The 13850-nt window shown below is 50.9% G+C and carries 15 protein-coding genes, 1 tRNA gene and 2 pseudogenes; 13 read left to right on the top strand and 5 right to left on the bottom strand.

Annotated elements, in window-relative coordinates; all coding sequences use genetic code 11:
- Positions 1-44: 44 nt before the first annotated feature.
- A complete protein-coding gene (locus PGR6_RS19820; RefSeq protein WP_064619225.1) occupies positions 45-734 on the bottom strand; it encodes a crotonase/enoyl-CoA hydratase family protein in 690 nt (229 codons plus the stop codon).
- A 308-nt stretch (positions 735-1042) separates the two neighbouring features.
- On the opposite strand from PGR6_RS19820, the gene PGR6_RS19815 reads away from it, so the two are divergent.
- A tRNA-Ser gene (locus PGR6_RS19815) sits at positions 1043-1132 on the top strand.
- A 466-nt stretch (positions 1133-1598) separates the two neighbouring features.
- Here PGR6_RS19815 and PGR6_RS19810 read toward each other — a convergent pair.
- Together PGR6_RS19810 and PGR6_RS19805 are read right to left on the bottom strand one after the other, a co-directional pair.
- A complete protein-coding gene (locus PGR6_RS19810) occupies positions 1599-2906 on the bottom strand; it encodes a hypothetical protein (protein ID WP_064619222.1) in 1308 nt (435 codons plus the stop codon).
- Positions 2907-3307: 401 nt separating this feature from the next.
- Positions 3308-4235: pseudogene (locus PGR6_RS19805) on the bottom strand (tyrosine-type recombinase/integrase); the annotation flags it as partial.
- Between PGR6_RS19805 and PGR6_RS30005 the strand changes: the two are divergent.
- From PGR6_RS30005 to PGR6_RS19790, 3 genes and pseudogenes are all read left to right on the top strand, one after another.
- A pseudogene (locus PGR6_RS30005) lies at positions 4233-4752 on the top strand (phage late control D family protein); the annotation flags it as partial. The pseudogenes PGR6_RS19805 and PGR6_RS30005 sit on opposite strands and share 3 nt — an antisense overlap.
- 46 nt (positions 4753-4798) lie before the next feature.
- Positions 4799-5977 (top strand): hypothetical protein, encoded by a 1179-nt coding sequence (locus tag PGR6_RS19795; protein ID WP_064619219.1) that lies wholly within the window; start codon positions 4799-4801, stop codon positions 5975-5977.
- Positions 5978-6182: 205 nt separating this feature from the next.
- Positions 6183-7148 (top strand): phage portal protein, encoded by a 966-nt coding sequence (locus PGR6_RS19790; protein ID WP_082920888.1) that lies wholly within the window; start codon positions 6183-6185, stop codon positions 7146-7148.
- Positions 7149-7206: 58 nt separating this feature from the next.
- On the opposite strand, the gene PGR6_RS19785 is transcribed toward PGR6_RS19790, so the two are convergent.
- Positions 7207-8613: an AlbA family DNA-binding domain-containing protein gene (locus tag PGR6_RS19785; RefSeq protein WP_064619216.1), complete on the bottom strand. Its 1407-nt coding sequence runs from the start codon at positions 8611-8613 to the stop codon at positions 7207-7209.
- A 550-nt stretch (positions 8614-9163) separates the two neighbouring features.
- On the opposite strand from PGR6_RS19785, the gene PGR6_RS30800 reads away from it, so the two are divergent.
- The 3 genes from PGR6_RS30800 to PGR6_RS19775 are packed head-to-tail and all read left to right on the top strand — an operon-like array spanning position 9164 to position 10034.
- The gene (locus PGR6_RS30800; RefSeq protein ID WP_082920886.1) at positions 9164-9358 is read left to right on the top strand and encodes a DUF4160 domain-containing protein; all 195 of its coding nucleotides are present in this window, start codon (positions 9164-9166) and stop codon (positions 9356-9358) included.
- A 3-nt stretch (positions 9359-9361) separates the two neighbouring features.
- Positions 9362-9820 carry a DUF2442 domain-containing protein gene (locus PGR6_RS19780; protein ID WP_064619213.1) on the top strand — a complete coding sequence of 153 codons (459 nt, stop codon included), beginning with the start codon at positions 9362-9364 and terminating at the stop codon, positions 9818-9820.
- Positions 9821-9848: 28 nt separating this feature from the next.
- Positions 9849-10034, top strand: coding sequence for a hypothetical protein (locus tag PGR6_RS19775; protein WP_064619210.1), 186 nt, complete (start codon positions 9849-9851; stop codon positions 10032-10034).
- 71 nt (positions 10035-10105) lie between these two features.
- Here PGR6_RS19775 and PGR6_RS19770 read toward each other — a convergent pair whose 3' ends face one another.
- A complete protein-coding gene (locus tag PGR6_RS19770; protein WP_064619207.1) occupies positions 10106-10375 on the bottom strand; it encodes a hypothetical protein in 270 nt (89 codons plus the stop codon).
- A 486-nt stretch (positions 10376-10861) separates the two neighbouring features.
- On the opposite strand from PGR6_RS19770, the gene PGR6_RS19765 reads away from it, so the two are divergent.
- The 6 genes from PGR6_RS19765 (at position 10862) to PGR6_RS19745 (ending at position 13474) form a co-directional block, all read left to right on the top strand.
- Positions 10862-11182 carry a YbjQ family protein gene (locus PGR6_RS19765; RefSeq protein ID WP_019648241.1) on the top strand — a complete coding sequence of 107 codons (321 nt, stop codon included), beginning with the start codon at positions 10862-10864 and terminating at the stop codon, positions 11180-11182.
- Between the two features lie 148 nt (positions 11183-11330).
- Positions 11331-11525 carry a hypothetical protein gene (locus PGR6_RS30475; protein ID WP_007940781.1) on the top strand — a complete coding sequence of 65 codons (195 nt, stop codon included), beginning with the start codon at positions 11331-11333 and terminating at the stop codon, positions 11523-11525.
- A 347-nt stretch (positions 11526-11872) separates the two neighbouring features.
- A complete protein-coding gene (locus PGR6_RS19755; protein ID WP_019648242.1) occupies positions 11873-12238 on the top strand; it encodes a glycine zipper domain-containing protein in 366 nt (121 codons plus the stop codon).
- Positions 12239-12431: 193 nt separating this feature from the next.
- Entirely contained in the window at positions 12432-12857 is a 426-nt protein-coding gene (locus PGR6_RS19750; protein ID WP_026286342.1) for a glycine zipper domain-containing protein, read from the top strand.
- Between the two features lie 128 nt (positions 12858-12985).
- Positions 12986-13156 carry a hypothetical protein gene (locus PGR6_RS30240; RefSeq protein WP_018925238.1) on the top strand — a complete coding sequence of 57 codons (171 nt, stop codon included), beginning with the start codon at positions 12986-12988 and terminating at the stop codon, positions 13154-13156.
- Positions 13157-13258: 102 nt separating this feature from the next.
- Complete coding sequence (locus PGR6_RS19745) at positions 13259-13474, top strand: hypothetical protein (RefSeq protein ID WP_018925239.1); 216 nt, start codon at positions 13259-13261, stop codon at positions 13472-13474.
- The last annotated feature ends 376 nt before the right edge of the window (positions 13475-13850 follow it).

Here is a 13850-nt window from a genome sequence, read left to right as displayed (position 1 = left end):
AGCCCGACACGACGGTCGGGCTTTTCGGTGCAACGCGTTCGGGCTTAGCCCATGTGCTCCTGATCCAGGATGATCGCGTTGTCCAGCGTCTCCAGCAGCGCCTTGCGCGTTTTCAACTTGGTGTTCTTGTGGGCGATCATGTTGAGCTTCTTCAACTGACGAGCCGCCGCCAGCGCCGCGTCTTGCAGCTCTTCGGCCGACACCACCTTATCGAGGAAGCCGGCGTCCACGGCGTTTTGTGGGTTGAACATCTCGGCGTTGATCACCGCGCGATGGAACGCCGACTTGCGCAGACGATCACGGGCCAGTTCGATACCGGCATGGTGCATGGTCATGCCGATCTGCACTTCGTTCAGGCCAATGCTGAACGGGCCATCGACACCGATGCGGTAGTCAGCCGACAACAGAAGAAACGCACCCTTGGCCACCGCATGCCCAGGACATGCCACGACCACCGGGAACGGATGCGACAACAGGCGACGAGCCAGGGTCGAACCCGCAGCCACCAGCGCCATGGCCTCGTTAGGGCCGGCCGTCATCACCTTCAAATCATAACCACCCGACAAAATCCCCGGCTGACCGGTAATGATCACCACCGCCCGATCCGCTACCGCCCGATCCAGCGCAGCGTTAAACGCGACAATCACGTCCGGAGAGATAGCATTGACCTTGCCATTGCTCAAGGTCAGGGTCGCGATACCGTCTTCGAGATGGTAGGAAATCAACTCACTCATGACGCCAATCCTTCTAATAAAGTAGGGCAGACGTTACCCACCGCTGTAGGCCAGGTAAAGCGCCGTGACTGACCCGCCAGTCACCCTTTTCCAGCCCTCCAGGCATTGTCCGCCCCGCCCATCGCGCATTGGCTTCTATATAGAAGGGGAGGCGAAGCCGGAGATTGGCAGGTTTGCCATGCCCTTGAACGCCCCCAAAGCGCTAATCGCGTTAAGCGCATGAAAATTCTGAAAAAAATGTTTGCCATCAGAAAAGCTTTCGACTACATTAGCGCGCCTCGACAGACTGAATGCGTTTGACGAGATACGGTGAAGTGTCCGAGTGGCTTAAGGAGCACGCCTGGAAAGTGTGTATACAGGAAACTGTATCGAGAGTTCGAATCTCTCCTTCACCGCCAAATTCGATATACACAAAACCCCTGATTTCGAGAGAAGTCAGGGGTTTTGTGGTTTCTGGCGTCTGGAAAAGGGCGATATGGGACCGGCGCTAGGAAAATAGAGCTTGGAGAAGGACTGACCTGCCAATCTCAACAGGCAGTCTACAACTTGGTAAATCGGTGGCTACCGTCGGACAGTTCCAGCCAGCGCAATGTCTCCAAATTGCATAGCACCGGGGCGAGGCAACGCTTGTTTTCGGCTTATAGCGGGTATTCATGGACGGCAACGAGAAAATATTTATAAACACTTAAAATGCTTTACATTTTCGCGCTGCAAAGCAAGATGAGAAAGAAAACGTTGCCATCGAAATCCGCACAGGTTCTAAAGCGTGCACAGTTTTCATGGAGGTTGAAGTACTTGGAGTCATCAAGAAAACAGTTAGAATTTGACGACGCCAAGCCTTCGAAAAAGCTGGCCTAAAATAGTTTAATCTGCCAGACCAAGCTTGCGGCTAAACCAATAATAATCCGTGTAGTTAAATTGATCTCCAAACAACTCGTCGATCCTAGTCTTGATGATTGCATAGTCATGGCGAGCCCTACTTCTGTCGTGACATTGTGAGTTCTGTTCGATCTGTCCGGCCAGATACTTGATCGCCTCTTTATTGAAAAGCTTTATATATTGCGGGATTGCTACTTGAAAGCGCGAATCTGCTTGGTCATAACTTGAGCTTGCGCCGTAGTAGGTGGAAGCGATCATGCAAAATTTCTCCTGCCACTCTTCGGAATCAGAGAGCTGGAGAACATAATCAAATTGGTAAGGCGTAAATACTGGTTTGTCAGTTTTGATCCACGCTTGTAAATCGTCCCCATGCTTAAAAATGTTTTCTTTTATAAACCATCCTGCCGTTTTGCCAATAGGATCATTTGCAATATAATGCTCAATTTTCAAACGAGCAGCGTCACTCAATGCAGGGAATAATTCGTGGTTTTCAGAGAGAAAGAAAATAAGGTATTGTAAGGCGCTCCCAGCACTTGCCACGTTACTAAAGAAGTCAACATCTCCTTGTATAGTGGCAAGGAGAGCAGCCTTGTTCCGAGCAGCAACCACCTCAAGAACATGAAGGTTGATCAGCCTATTTTTCTCGCACTGCTCATTCTCAATTCTAAATACAAATTTCCACAATGATCGGAATATGTTTAATTCGACGGGTGGGGTAGTTCTGCTAAAATACCGGCTAACAACATACTTTTTAACTTTTTTTCTGCTGTTTAGTATCTCGTGTGATTCTGCAATGTCATCGAGTAGCTCTTGGAAAATATGTTGCGTGTAAAAAGGTGGTTTGGTTAAAACATCGGTCAAAGTGTTTCGAAGTAATGATCTAACTGTTTCTTTGTTTGGCGAATGCAGCTCACGCTCCCTGTTCAAAACAGGATGTGCTGATAGATGCCTTTGCTTTTGCAAATATCTCAAATTTTCGTATTCGGAACTATCCAGTAGATGTGTTTTATCGTTCACATCATCAATTAGTTTTAGCTCCCAGGCCGCAGATTTTTGATCGTTCTCTTGAATTGTGCTTAACTCTTTTAATATTACTTTGGCTGATGCGTCATCATATAAATCTATTAGGCTTTGTAACTTGTAGACAATATCGCATACCGCTACCGACCAAAGCATTACTACTGCGGATCGATAATTTCCGTTGTGATATGAAGATAGAACCTCCTTAAAGTATTCTTTTGTCTTGCCATAGTGGATGCTGTCTGACATTTTTTCTAATGAGAACTCGTCCATAAGACTTCCGCTTAGTTAATTTGATAGAGTGAGCATTGAAAAATAACCCTACAACGCCTCAGTAGGATTAAGACGTGAGGAACGAAAACAGTCAAGGCGTTAAATTCGCAAGTATCGAGGGCTTATATTTGGTCTTTGACTATGCGGCCACGGTTGGCCGCCGATAGCACGAACAGTAATTGGCGAAGGTATTCAGGACGGTGCTGCACGCCATGATCTAAAACACGCTGCTCGCGAACCCTTGTAGGCAAAATCGACGGTGGCCCCGATTGGGGCTTGTCGATTCGCCTGTTTGGTAGCGGCGCGCGCGGGGTGGTGTTGCTCTGCCCGACATGAGCCGTTCCACAAGGGTCAGCTTGTTGGCGGTGGGCGCTTTGCCGAAACCGTGGGCATCACTGGATTCACGTTGGAGTTGTGACCGGTGACAGTTTTAAGGCCAGTTGCAACATCCCCACCACATCCGGCCCGTCCTCATTGATCCACATCCCATAATGCTGACGGATCATGTTCCCGTTGGTATGCCCCATTTGCTCTGCGACCCAGTCAATCGAAGCAACGCCCGTGGTTAGCAACTGGCTGGCATAGGTATGTCGGCATTGGCCAGGTCCACGATAACGAACTCGGCCGCGCTCAAGTGAGCTTTGAAGAAACGATCCCTTACGACAAAGTCGCTCACATGCGGCAGACCGCTCTTGGTGTTCAGGAACACAAAGTGCAGCTTGTGCTTACGCACGGTTTTATTGTCCCGCTCAACGATGTCGACCGTCTGCGCCTTCTTGGCCGGATTCATCGCATCGATCTTGCGTAGCGCATCCCATGCAGGCTCCAGCAGCCGAACCTTCCGAGTAGAGCGCCGAGTTTTCGTGACCCGATAAGCCCCTCGTACCTTGGACCGACGAAACGTCATCGTACCCTGTTGCAGATCGACGTCTTTCCAAGCCAGGGCGATGGTTTCCGAAACCCGTGGCCCCGCCCAAATCATGAACTGAATCATCAGCAGCTCTTGCGCCCGATGCGTCGGCGTCTCAAGGATCTGTTTGATCTCCGTCCTGGTAAACGGATCCGGTGCCTCAGGATCGGGCAGCCGGACGAACAGCCCCTCAGTCGGATCATGCGCAACCTTCTTGCTAGTCCGGTAAAGCCGAAAGACCTGCCGCACGTTGCTGATGATGTCGCGAATGGTTTTGTTCTTCAGCTGCTTCGACAACGTGTCCTGCACCCACTCCTACAAGTCCAGATGATCAATCAGGTCGATCTGACCCTGCCCCAGCGCGGCCGCACATGCACTTCAGCCTTGTTGGCATAACCCCGATAGGACGTCGCGGCAACAGCGCCAAGAAACAGGAGGCCATCGCTGGTGGCGGGGAGAGCCTCAAGGATCTGCGGTATACCTACAGCGACCGCCAGTCGGCCCTCCGCGCCGCCGGGGCCGAGTTCAACCGGCTGCAACAGGGTAGCGCAACGCTCAGTTACACCCTTGCCATGGGCTGGCTGGATCTGATCCCTGAGCTGACCTACACGCTCGCTCCAGGGTGTGAAGCCAGAGATCGATGAAATCATTTGGTATGGCGGCAACGTGCAGCACACGCTCAGCGCGGACAATGGTTACACCGTCAGCCTAGAGCTGGAGAGTAAGCTACCCGAGGACACGGTTGAGAATCTGGCCGAAGAGAACAAGGGAGACTTTATGGAGATCATCGTGTGCTACCGCGACAAGAAGAGCGAGAAAGAAAAGACAGTGATGGCTGGGGAACAGAGCAGGCCGCGACGGTTACGATGGTTGTATGCTACGGAAAAACCCCAAAAAAGAGCTGTAGATCGTGAGTGGAACAGGATGAAAACATAGCCAGAAGCCACTATTCTGTCCCCATCCGATAAAAAATGGAGCGATCATGTCAGACCAATCACCGGAAGAACTGGAGTCAAAACTTACCGAGCTTGAGAACAAACTTCCCGAACTAAACCCGGTTAATAACTCGTTATGGAGAACTACGAGTCAATGTCAAGTACTACTCAAGGAGTCGGTTGCGACTGTCAAACCGGTAAAAATCACCAGTGCCGCAAAACGTTTTACACCCGATCGTCCATTCTATTTAGACTCCATAGACTTCCATAGCGAAAATCCTGCCAAATTGCCCGCCTACCTAACAGTAATTGTAAAACCATTAGGAAGGCCCTCTTACAACCTACAACTCACAACAACAGGTACCAGCGCAAAATTCACCTATGGCTATGTCCGTAGTTTTTGCGAGTGGTTCGAGATATATAGTGACTCGCTCCTTAACAAGCCAACACTTACAAAAATAAATATCTTTGGAGTCGATATCGATCAGATATCAGATCACTCCGAGGATATCGCCACCACAATAAGATTAAAGAGAGAGCTATCAAAGTTCAAAGAAGATTTAAAGAAAGAATATGTAGGGCTGCGTGACAAAGTTAATTTACTGACTGAAGAAAAGGAGTCATTGGAATCGTCTACAGCTGAAGTAAAAAGCGATTACGAGCTAAAGCTGTCTGAGCTTAGACTTACTGCAGTCGCCCTACTAACTGAAAACGGTAAACTTAAGAGTCTGCAAGATTCGATAGTGCAGAATGAGTCGAAACTCATCCAAACAAAAAACAACATAGAACAACTTAATGAAACCGTTACCAGCCAAAACAAAAGTATATCCACACTCAAATCTGAGCTAACAAGACTCACATCAGACAAAAACCTTATATCTGATGAGTATGGCCCGTATGTAAAAGAAGGGCGATCACAAGCAGCAATTTACGTACTAATCGTAACCTTCCCACTAATAGCAATTATTTTCTCAGTTTACGAAATGTACGCCGGGGCAAGCAAATTATTAACGACGGACTACAAAACTGCCACCGATATCATTGGATCGTTCATTCTACGAATTCCGTTTGCAGCCGTATTCGGACTGGCAATTTTTTATAGTTGGCGATTGACTTCTGTAATCGTTCAAAAAATATTCACAATACATAGTGATGGCTTACACTGGCAAAACTATTGGTACTTGCCAGGGAATCAGTCCACTCAGCAGCAAAAAACCTTGAAATAAGTAATGAGACTCTATTTCAAGAGCAAGTTCACCTCAAAGTAGAAGTTTTAAAAAGTCATCTCTCAAAGGATTTAGGTAATAACTTTGAATACCCTCCAGCTGCTCTAAAACAAAAGCCACCGAAGCGCAATGAGGCTGTGAATGACACAGAAATAGAACCGGCTGAGGAGGCGGAAAAATAACGCGTTAATCAAGAACATAAAAAATGCGAAGCCCCGACAATTACCGGGGCTTTTTTCTGCGCGACCTTACTTCGGTGACTGCACAAGCGCCTCGGGAGGTCTTCGATTACCTGGAGTGCTGGTTTAATGGGCGGTGGTATGAGCCGCCGTTGTCGCTGAATGGGCTGGCTCGGTCGGTAGGGGCGAGTGTGCATCTGCATTCTGGGTTGATGTTCAAGCGTAACCTGTTGAGCAAGATATTTATTCCGCATCCGTTGTTGTCGCGGGCTTCGTTTGAGCAGTTCGTTTTGGACTTTCTGTGCTTGGGTAATGGCTATCTTGAGGGGCGTCGTTCGCGGTTGGGCGGGGTTCGCAAGTTGGAAACGCCGTTGGCCAAGTACATGCGGGCGGGGCCGGATGGGCAGTTCTACCAGGTGCGTGGGTGGAAGGATGAGCACGCCTTTGAGCCGGATAGCATTTTTCATTTGCGTGAGACGGAGCTGCATCAGGAGATTTACGGGCTGCCGGAGTGGATCAGTGCGTTGCAGTCGGCGTTGTTGAACGAGTCGGCGACGTTGTTTCGGCGAAAGTATTACGAGAATGAGAGTCATGCCGGGTTCATCTTGTATATGACGGATGCGGCGCAGACTGAGACCGATATAGACGCTTTGCGCAAGGCGCTCAAGGATTCGAAGGGGCCGGGGAATTTTCGGAATCTGTTTGTTTATCCGCCGACAGGAAAGAGGGATGGAATACAGCTGATTCCGGTGAGTGAGGTCGCGGCGAAGGACCAATTCAACTCCATCAAGAACCAAACGCGGGACGACGTGTTGGCGAGTCTGCGCATTCCGCCGCTATTGATGGGGATTGTTCCTCAGAACGCAGGAGGATTCGGATCGATTCGGGATGCAATGGATGTATGGACAGAGAATGAGCTGAAGCCTGTCCAAAGCCGCATGTTGTATTTGAATGAATGGGTGGGTGGCGAAGTAATAGCTATTAATGTCTAATAAGCTGTTTTGATACGGTTAGCCCCTATCACTTAACGGATAGGGGCTGCATTAATAGTTAGCTCTTTAGTTTGTTTCGGTTTTGCTGAGCTTCTATGGCTCTCTTACTTGCATTGTTGAGCTGCACATAATAGCTTTCTTTCGGGGCGCCTTCCTCTGAGTTTCTTTCGTCAACGAGTAGGTCGAGTAGAGGGATGCCGTAGGCAGATGCTATTGGTATGAATGAAAGTATTGATTGTGCTACTAAGTCCGAATCTTCCTCCCCAGTAAAGTATTCTTTGATACTGAAGAATGAATCCGGATGGTATCCTTGCGGTGAAGTTGCTTTGTCAGTTAGGCACATAGGTATGCCATTGAGCTCGATGTTTTCTATAAAGAATTCTGTATCTAAAAAAGGTATTGTTCGCCAGGCATTGAGTAGTTTTATTTTTATGTGGAAGCTAAGAGGCCAGCCTGCCTTTTTTTGTAGGTCTCTCTGGGCCCCTATTATGCCAAGGAGAACTTGATGAATGACATTTAGGTCGACTACGCGTGTGTTTTCTACTTTAGAGTGAGCTAATTTATTTATGAATTCCGTTGTGTGTATGTAGCCGGTAAGGTAATCCTGTATTTCATATATGTTCCCCTCGTAAAAATGTAAAGGCACAGTGATATCGCTTGTCAGGTCGCTTTCAAGATCCCAAGTGGTGCTCAGTGTGGTTGGGTCGTTGTTTAAACATTGCCTCGCGATAAAACCGCCAGCTCTTGGGTAGATAGTGTCGAATGGAAGACAGATGGTTCTACCTTCTTTTGCTCCTAATACCTCTTTGATTGTCGTTAATTTGAATTCAAAATTTGATCTTGGGATTCCCCATAGATTTGGAGCGATCATTATTCTTAGGTAAGGCGATTTAGACTCCCCCTTTGAGAATTCAGGATCTTTTTCGTGCCACCTCTTGAAGTTTGAAATCGTCTTTTTTGATCGGTCAAATAGTTTCTCTATGATATACCTGTCAGTTTCAGGCAAGGGCTCTGAGCCATCGGCAATTCTTCGGTAAATATATCCCCCACTATGTACGTGGGGAGCTTCTATGCTTTGAGGAACTACAACACATAAAATCGATTTTCCACCTTCTAAACCAATTTTTTCGCAAGGGCCATGGAGCACTTTTGTTTCAAAGTGGCACGCTGGACTCATATTGGCTACGGCTTGCCTTATTTTTTGCAGCGCGGCATCGAGATCAGACGCATCTATACCTAAAAAGTCCCCAGCAACTGAGTTTTCTTTTGATTCTTCTTTGATTCCGTAGAAAATCCAGCCGCCGTAACTGTTGGCAAATGCAGAAATAGATTTGGCAATGGCTGGCGATTTTGGAACGGCTTGTTTGTATTCAATATACCAACCCTCATGTACTTCTCTAAGTGCCTCTAAGTCATCAACCTTGATTTCATCAAAGCCTTTTTCGAATGGGGAGTATTCATTCATGGAGACGTGATCCTTTTCGTGCTCATAACAGAGTATTTTGCCAGTAAATTCTAAACCTAAGGGTGCCATGAAAATGCTATCGGCGAGGAGTGGTTAGAAAGATTTTTCTGTTCCCCTACAGGTTATTTCTGGTCGTGCAAAACAAATTTTCGCGTTTAGCTTTCAGTGTAGGCGCGTCCTTAGGACTTCTTAACAAAACCTTTTCTGTCACAGGTTGGGCAGCCTTCCGATTGTCCAAACCGATCAAGGCAGGATGGACAGCCGCACAAACTCATGGGACCGCCATGGGACCGCCATGGGACTGCTTGCGCACTAACTATCGCCCTGAACCCTTATAAACTGGAGGCTGACTTCGCGAAAATCGCAATCGGGCGGTTTCGAATCTCTCCTTCACCGCCAAATTCGATATACACAAAACCCCTGATTTCGAGAGAAGTCAGGGGTTTTGTGGTTTCTGCGTCCTAAAAAATCATGGGTTGTGCTAGGGAAATAATTTCTCTAGCATCGCGCCATGGCTACCCTTCATAGCGAACGAAACTGGTAAGTAAAAATCTATCCCGACGACCATGCGCCGCCGCACTTTCATGTGCAGACGCCAGATGGGGAGTCGTTGGTTCAGATAGAAGGGCTCATTGTCTTAGGCAAAGGCGCTGAAACCAAAGCCTTGAAAGCAGCCCTGCTTTGGGCAAGAACACATACAGCTGATCTTTGGCGTGTATGGAACGAGCAAAACCGGAGGGACTGACTCATGACCAGCAAGCTTCGCATTTCTGCTGTGCAACCAGTTGCCGGCAAACATGCCCTCAACATCGAGTGGAGCAACGGTAAGCGGCATACCGTTGATGTCACCGAACATATCAAAACCTTTCCTGCGCTCAAGCCACTACAGGATTTGGCGCTGTTCAGCCAGGTCGCGGTAGGCGAGTGGGGATTCGATGTGACATGGGGGGATGATCTCGAACTCGCCGCTACGACGTTGCATCGGCTAGCTTTGGAGCAATCCGGAGAGGTCATGCCTACCAGTGATTTCAAACGCTGGATGTTGAACAACAATCTTTCGTTGTCGGCAGCAGCTGTTGAATTGGGATTTACTCGGCGAACCATTACCGCCTACAGCAGTGGGAAGGCGTTGATACCCAAGCATGTGGGGTTGGCGTGCAAGGGATGGGAATATGAGCATAAAGGGCAGCGCGAGAACTGCATTTAGGTTTTGGTAACGATTGGAGAAGCCCACTGTGCAGCGGATTAAATCGGACGCGTTACGAGAGGAGATCCTGAAGCTGGTGGTCGAGCAGCGTAAGCTGAATACCGAAACCCGGAAAATCACTCGCGAAATCTTCTGGTATCCGGTTGCAATTGCGACTGGCATGATCGTTACGGTATCTACCGTCACGGCAGCGATTATCAATCTAATCCCCTGAAGCCCAACGAATTCGGGCTTCTGGTGGAATGAGCAAAATGGGCGGCCGAGAGGTCGCCCATTTTCTATGCATCAAGCTGGTAATGCATCCAACCGCCGCCCAATCACATCCAACACATCACACCCATCCCGCAGTGGAATCGCGCAAAGCAACGCGAAGTCGCTGAGGATTACCGAGTCGCTGGCAATATCACCGCGCATTGCGAGGTTTTCCAGAACTTGAGTGACGGCTCTGATTCGATAGCCAGCTGCATCGAGCAGGATGTGCAGAGGTTTGGTGGTATCGACGAACAGGGTGGGTTGGTCGTCGGCGTTGCTGGTTAGGGCCATGTATTGCTGCATGAGTGAAGCTCCATCTGATTAGAGAGAACCACCACTCATTCGTCGCCAAACGAATAGGTGGCGGCTGTACGCAGGTTGGCGAACCGGACAAATGGAAAACCGGCAGACCCAAGGGTCTCCCGCGCACAGCTACCATGGAGCAGCTTATTGCGCGCAGAAGCGCTCCGCAAATTAACCTGGAGGCTTCTGCACATTTGTTGTCGAGTCGCCAAACCCGAGCCGCCATTTGGGCGACGTCCAGACTATAGGCGTGCGTTCCAAATCAGAGCAATGGGCGAACGGGGCGCGACTTCCGAACGATGTGTAGGACTTGGCTCCTTTTCGGGTACGACCTTTTCATACCGTCGCCAGAGCCCCATTTCAGGCGAGTTCCGTGTGCCTGTTAAACTGTCAGACTCCTCGAGCGGAATCGACTTTGGTACCCAATCCTCGCGTCAGTTTCCGTCGTGTCACGCCATTGATGACAGCTCTGAACAAGGACATCTCATGATCACCACCACAACCCACACCATCGAAGGTCGGCAAATCACCGCCTACCTGGACATCGTCAGCGCCGAGTCGGTGCAGGGCGTTAACGTGATTCGCGATATGTTCGCCGGGATGCGGGATTTTTTTGGTGGGCGTTCTCAGACGTTGGAGCGGGCATTGAAGGAGGCGCGGGTTCAGGCGACCGAGGAGATCAAGGAGCGGGCGCGGGCGCTTCAGGCGGATGCGGTGGTGGGGCTCGATTATGAGATCAGCATGCCTGCCGGCAAGGGTGGAATGGTGGTGGTGTTTGTGACCGGGACGGCGGTCAAGCTGAGGTAGGTTGCTCGGTACTGGCCATTCGTCGGGCATGTAACGATCTGAATCACAAGTCTGGGAATGACCGGCTAGTCTCAAAAACCAGGGTGGTCGATATTTTTCAGGCAAAAAGGGCTTGCCGGTATCGACCCGTTTTGAGAGGAGCGAAGATATGGCTGAGCCGTATATCGAAGACGACGGTGCAGAGTTTCCAATCAATGATTGCGTGCAGTGTGGTCAGACGGACTATGTGCCGAGCTTCGGCGAAGACCGTATCAAAATCAACAAAATCAAATCTGCAGTGCCTCGGACCCGAGGGCCGAAATCGAAATTTATGCCCAAGCTGGGGGCGCCCTCCAGGAAGTAAACCGATCACAGCACGAACCCCGCCATTGAGCGGGGTTTCTTGTTTCTGAAGGGCGGGAAACGTGGCTCGGTGGCAATGCTGAGAAATGTCCTACAACTTTGCGAGCACTGGTATTTTTTTCACAAACTTTTCACACCGGCCTCCGTAGGCTCAGCTCATCCGTTAGAAAGCAGTACCCTGGCCCGTCTCCCCAGCGGGCTTTTTTTTGCCTGTCATAAAACCTTTTGCATAAACGCTGTCCAACCGTCGCCATTGGCGAGGTTGTTCTGGTTTTGTGTCTGGACTTTCCCTCCGCTAAAGCATTCAATCTCCGGCCTTTCGGTTCCCCTTTTTTTGAGGTTCTTGTTATGCGTTTGACACTGCCTGCTCTGGTTCTGGGCCTTTTGGTTGCTCAAGGTGCGATGGCTGCCGGCGACGGCACGGCCGCGCTCGGTGGTGGTCTGGGTGGTGCGTTGGGTAACGTGGTTGGCCAAAAAATGGGCGGCAGCACTGGCGCAGCGATTGGTGCTGGCGTAGCGGGTGCAGCCGGCAGCGCTGTTGCCGCACGTAAAGGCAGCCGCACCAAAGCGGCCATCGGCGGCGGTGTTGGCGCGGCGGGCGGTTCGATAATCGGTAACAGCCTGGGCGGCAAGAACGGCTCCACCATCGGCGCAGGCCTGGGTGGCGCATTGGGCGGCGGCGTAGGCAGCAACCTGTCCAAAAAGCGTCATTGATCCTGAAGGTCAGCTGAAAAAGCCCGGCTTAATGCCGGGCTTTTTCGTTTTGGAACGTTTCTGCATCATGTGGCTCAAATCTCATACAGTCGGTATTGGTTTTCTGTATAACAGACCCAGATGCAGGCTGATGCCTATCCGCGGCACGTTCTTCCCCCCAATGCGGAAATTAGAGGTGCATATCATGCGTTTCATGCGTTTGACATTGTCCACGGTGTTTTTGGGGCTTTTGGTCGCTCAGGGCGCAATGGCGGGCGGCAACGGTGACGCCGCAGTCGGCGGTGGTCTTGGCGGTGTGTTGGGCAACGTAGTCGGCGGGCAGTTGGGCGGCAGCACCGGGGCCGCGGTGGGCGCTGGCGTCGGCGGTGCGGCAGGCAGTGCGGTCGGTGCGCGCAAGGGCAGTCGCACAGAAGCGGCCGTCGGCGGTGGTCTCGGCGCGGCGGGTGGTTCGGTGATCGGCAACAGCCTGGGTGGCTCCACGGGTTCGGCCATTGGCGCAGGCCTGGGCGGCGCAGCCGGTGGCGCGGTGGGCAGCAACATGGGTGATGACCGCGGCAGTTCGCATTCCGGTGGCGGCTACTACAAACACAAGCATAAAAATAAGTACAAGAATCACTAACTCGATATCGAGTTAAAGTAAAACCCGGCCGAGTGCCGGGTTTTTCGTTTCTATCGATAGGACGCTGGAACGATTTGCCGTAGGACCTCTCGAACTTTATATAACTCTGAACGTTGTGAGGCATGCCCATGAGTCCGGAAACCGAAGACAAGGAAGAAGAAGGCCCGATCAACGATCCTGGCAACGAAGATCCGGGGTCCCTGATGGACGACGCCACGGTACCGCTCAACGATGCCGATGACGCAGGCGATGTGGGCAATCTGGAGAATGATGAGTATGACGAGGAAGACGACGAGTGATTTTGCGGTCGGGCCGACCTCGATCCCTCTGATCGAACCGTGTCTGTCGTGTTGGCCTCGAAAGGCAAGGATCTGCTTTTCAGGTCCATTGAGAGGTGCGTTATGAACGCTGATCCGAAAGACTCCGATATCGACGATACCCCCGAATATCCGCTGCCTTCGCCCACCAATTCGCTGCGCCGCGACCAGCGCCCGCCCGACGATGACGACACCGCTGTGGAACAGGTGCCCGCCGATGATGTGAGGCGGGGTAATGTGGAAGCCGACCCGGAAGACCCGGACATCGCCGGCGATGACGCCTCGGGCGAACCGAGCTGAAACCTGTGAGGTGGTGCATCGCCGATTGTCGATTGTGCGGCTCCTTTAAAAAGCGATCACCACCAGAGATCAGGTAAAGCACTCTTTAAAGGAGATGCACCATGATCAGGTCAAAATGGATGGCGCTTACGATAGTCGGCTTATTGTCGATCAGTTCATTGGCGGCGTTTGCTGAATCTACCGGTCGCGATGCGCCGGTCGACAAGGGCGGGATGCCGCCTTATTCGGAAATGAATGCGGGTACCTCGGATGGGAAGGCGCTGCCACCGGACACCATTGGTGGTGGCAAAGGTGGTGATGCCAACGGGAGTAGCATCGACCCGGGGAAGGGCAGCGGGTCGGTGAGTGGTGGAAGTTCGATGGGGAGTGGTTCTGG

The organism is Pseudomonas sp. GR 6-02, assembly GCF_001655615.1.
Classification (GTDB): Bacteria; Pseudomonadota; Gammaproteobacteria; order Pseudomonadales; family Pseudomonadaceae; genus Aquipseudomonas.
Note: the sequence above shows the minus strand (reverse complement) of the source record. Positions and strands in the feature narration are given on the sequence as shown.

Bases quoted from the DNA above. Each gene is read 5' to 3' on its own strand.
- PGR6_RS30475 (WP_007940781.1), top strand. From the start codon at position 11,331: ATGGCTGAGCCGTATATCGAAGACGACGGTGCAGAGTTTCCAATCAAT.
- PGR6_RS19765 (WP_019648241.1), top strand. From the start codon at position 10,862: ATGATCACCACCACAACCCACACCATCGAAGGTCGGCAAATCACCGCC.
- PGR6_RS19755 (WP_019648242.1), top strand. From the start codon at position 11,873: ATGCGTTTGACACTGCCTGCTCTGGTTCTGGGCCTTTTGGTTGCTCAA.
- PGR6_RS19820 (WP_064619225.1), bottom strand. From the start codon at position 734: ATGAGTGAGTTGATTTCCTACCATCTCGAAGACGGTATCGCGACCCTG.
- PGR6_RS19795 (WP_064619219.1), top strand. From the start codon at position 4,799: ATGTCAGACCAATCACCGGAAGAACTGGAGTCAAAACTTACCGAGCTT.
- PGR6_RS19790 (WP_082920888.1), top strand. From the start codon at position 6,183: ATGCGAAGCCCCGACAATTACCGGGGCTTTTTTCTGCGCGACCTTACT.
- PGR6_RS19810 (WP_064619222.1), bottom strand. From the start codon at position 2,906: ATGGACGAGTTCTCATTAGAAAAAATGTCAGACAGCATCCACTATGGC.
- PGR6_RS30240 (WP_018925238.1), top strand. From the start codon at position 12,986: ATGAGTCCGGAAACCGAAGACAAGGAAGAAGAAGGCCCGATCAACGAT.
- PGR6_RS19785 (WP_064619216.1), bottom strand. From the start codon at position 8,613: ATGAATGAATACTCCCCATTCGAAAAAGGCTTTGATGAAATCAAGGTT.
- PGR6_RS19745 (WP_018925239.1), top strand. From the start codon at position 13,259: ATGAACGCTGATCCGAAAGACTCCGATATCGACGATACCCCCGAATAT.
- PGR6_RS19750 (WP_026286342.1), top strand. From the start codon at position 12,432: ATGCGTTTGACATTGTCCACGGTGTTTTTGGGGCTTTTGGTCGCTCAG.
- PGR6_RS19780 (WP_064619213.1), top strand. From the start codon at position 9,362: ATGACCAGCAAGCTTCGCATTTCTGCTGTGCAACCAGTTGCCGGCAAA.
- PGR6_RS19770 (WP_064619207.1), bottom strand. From the start codon at position 10,375: ATGCAGCAATACATGGCCCTAACCAGCAACGCCGACGACCAACCCACC.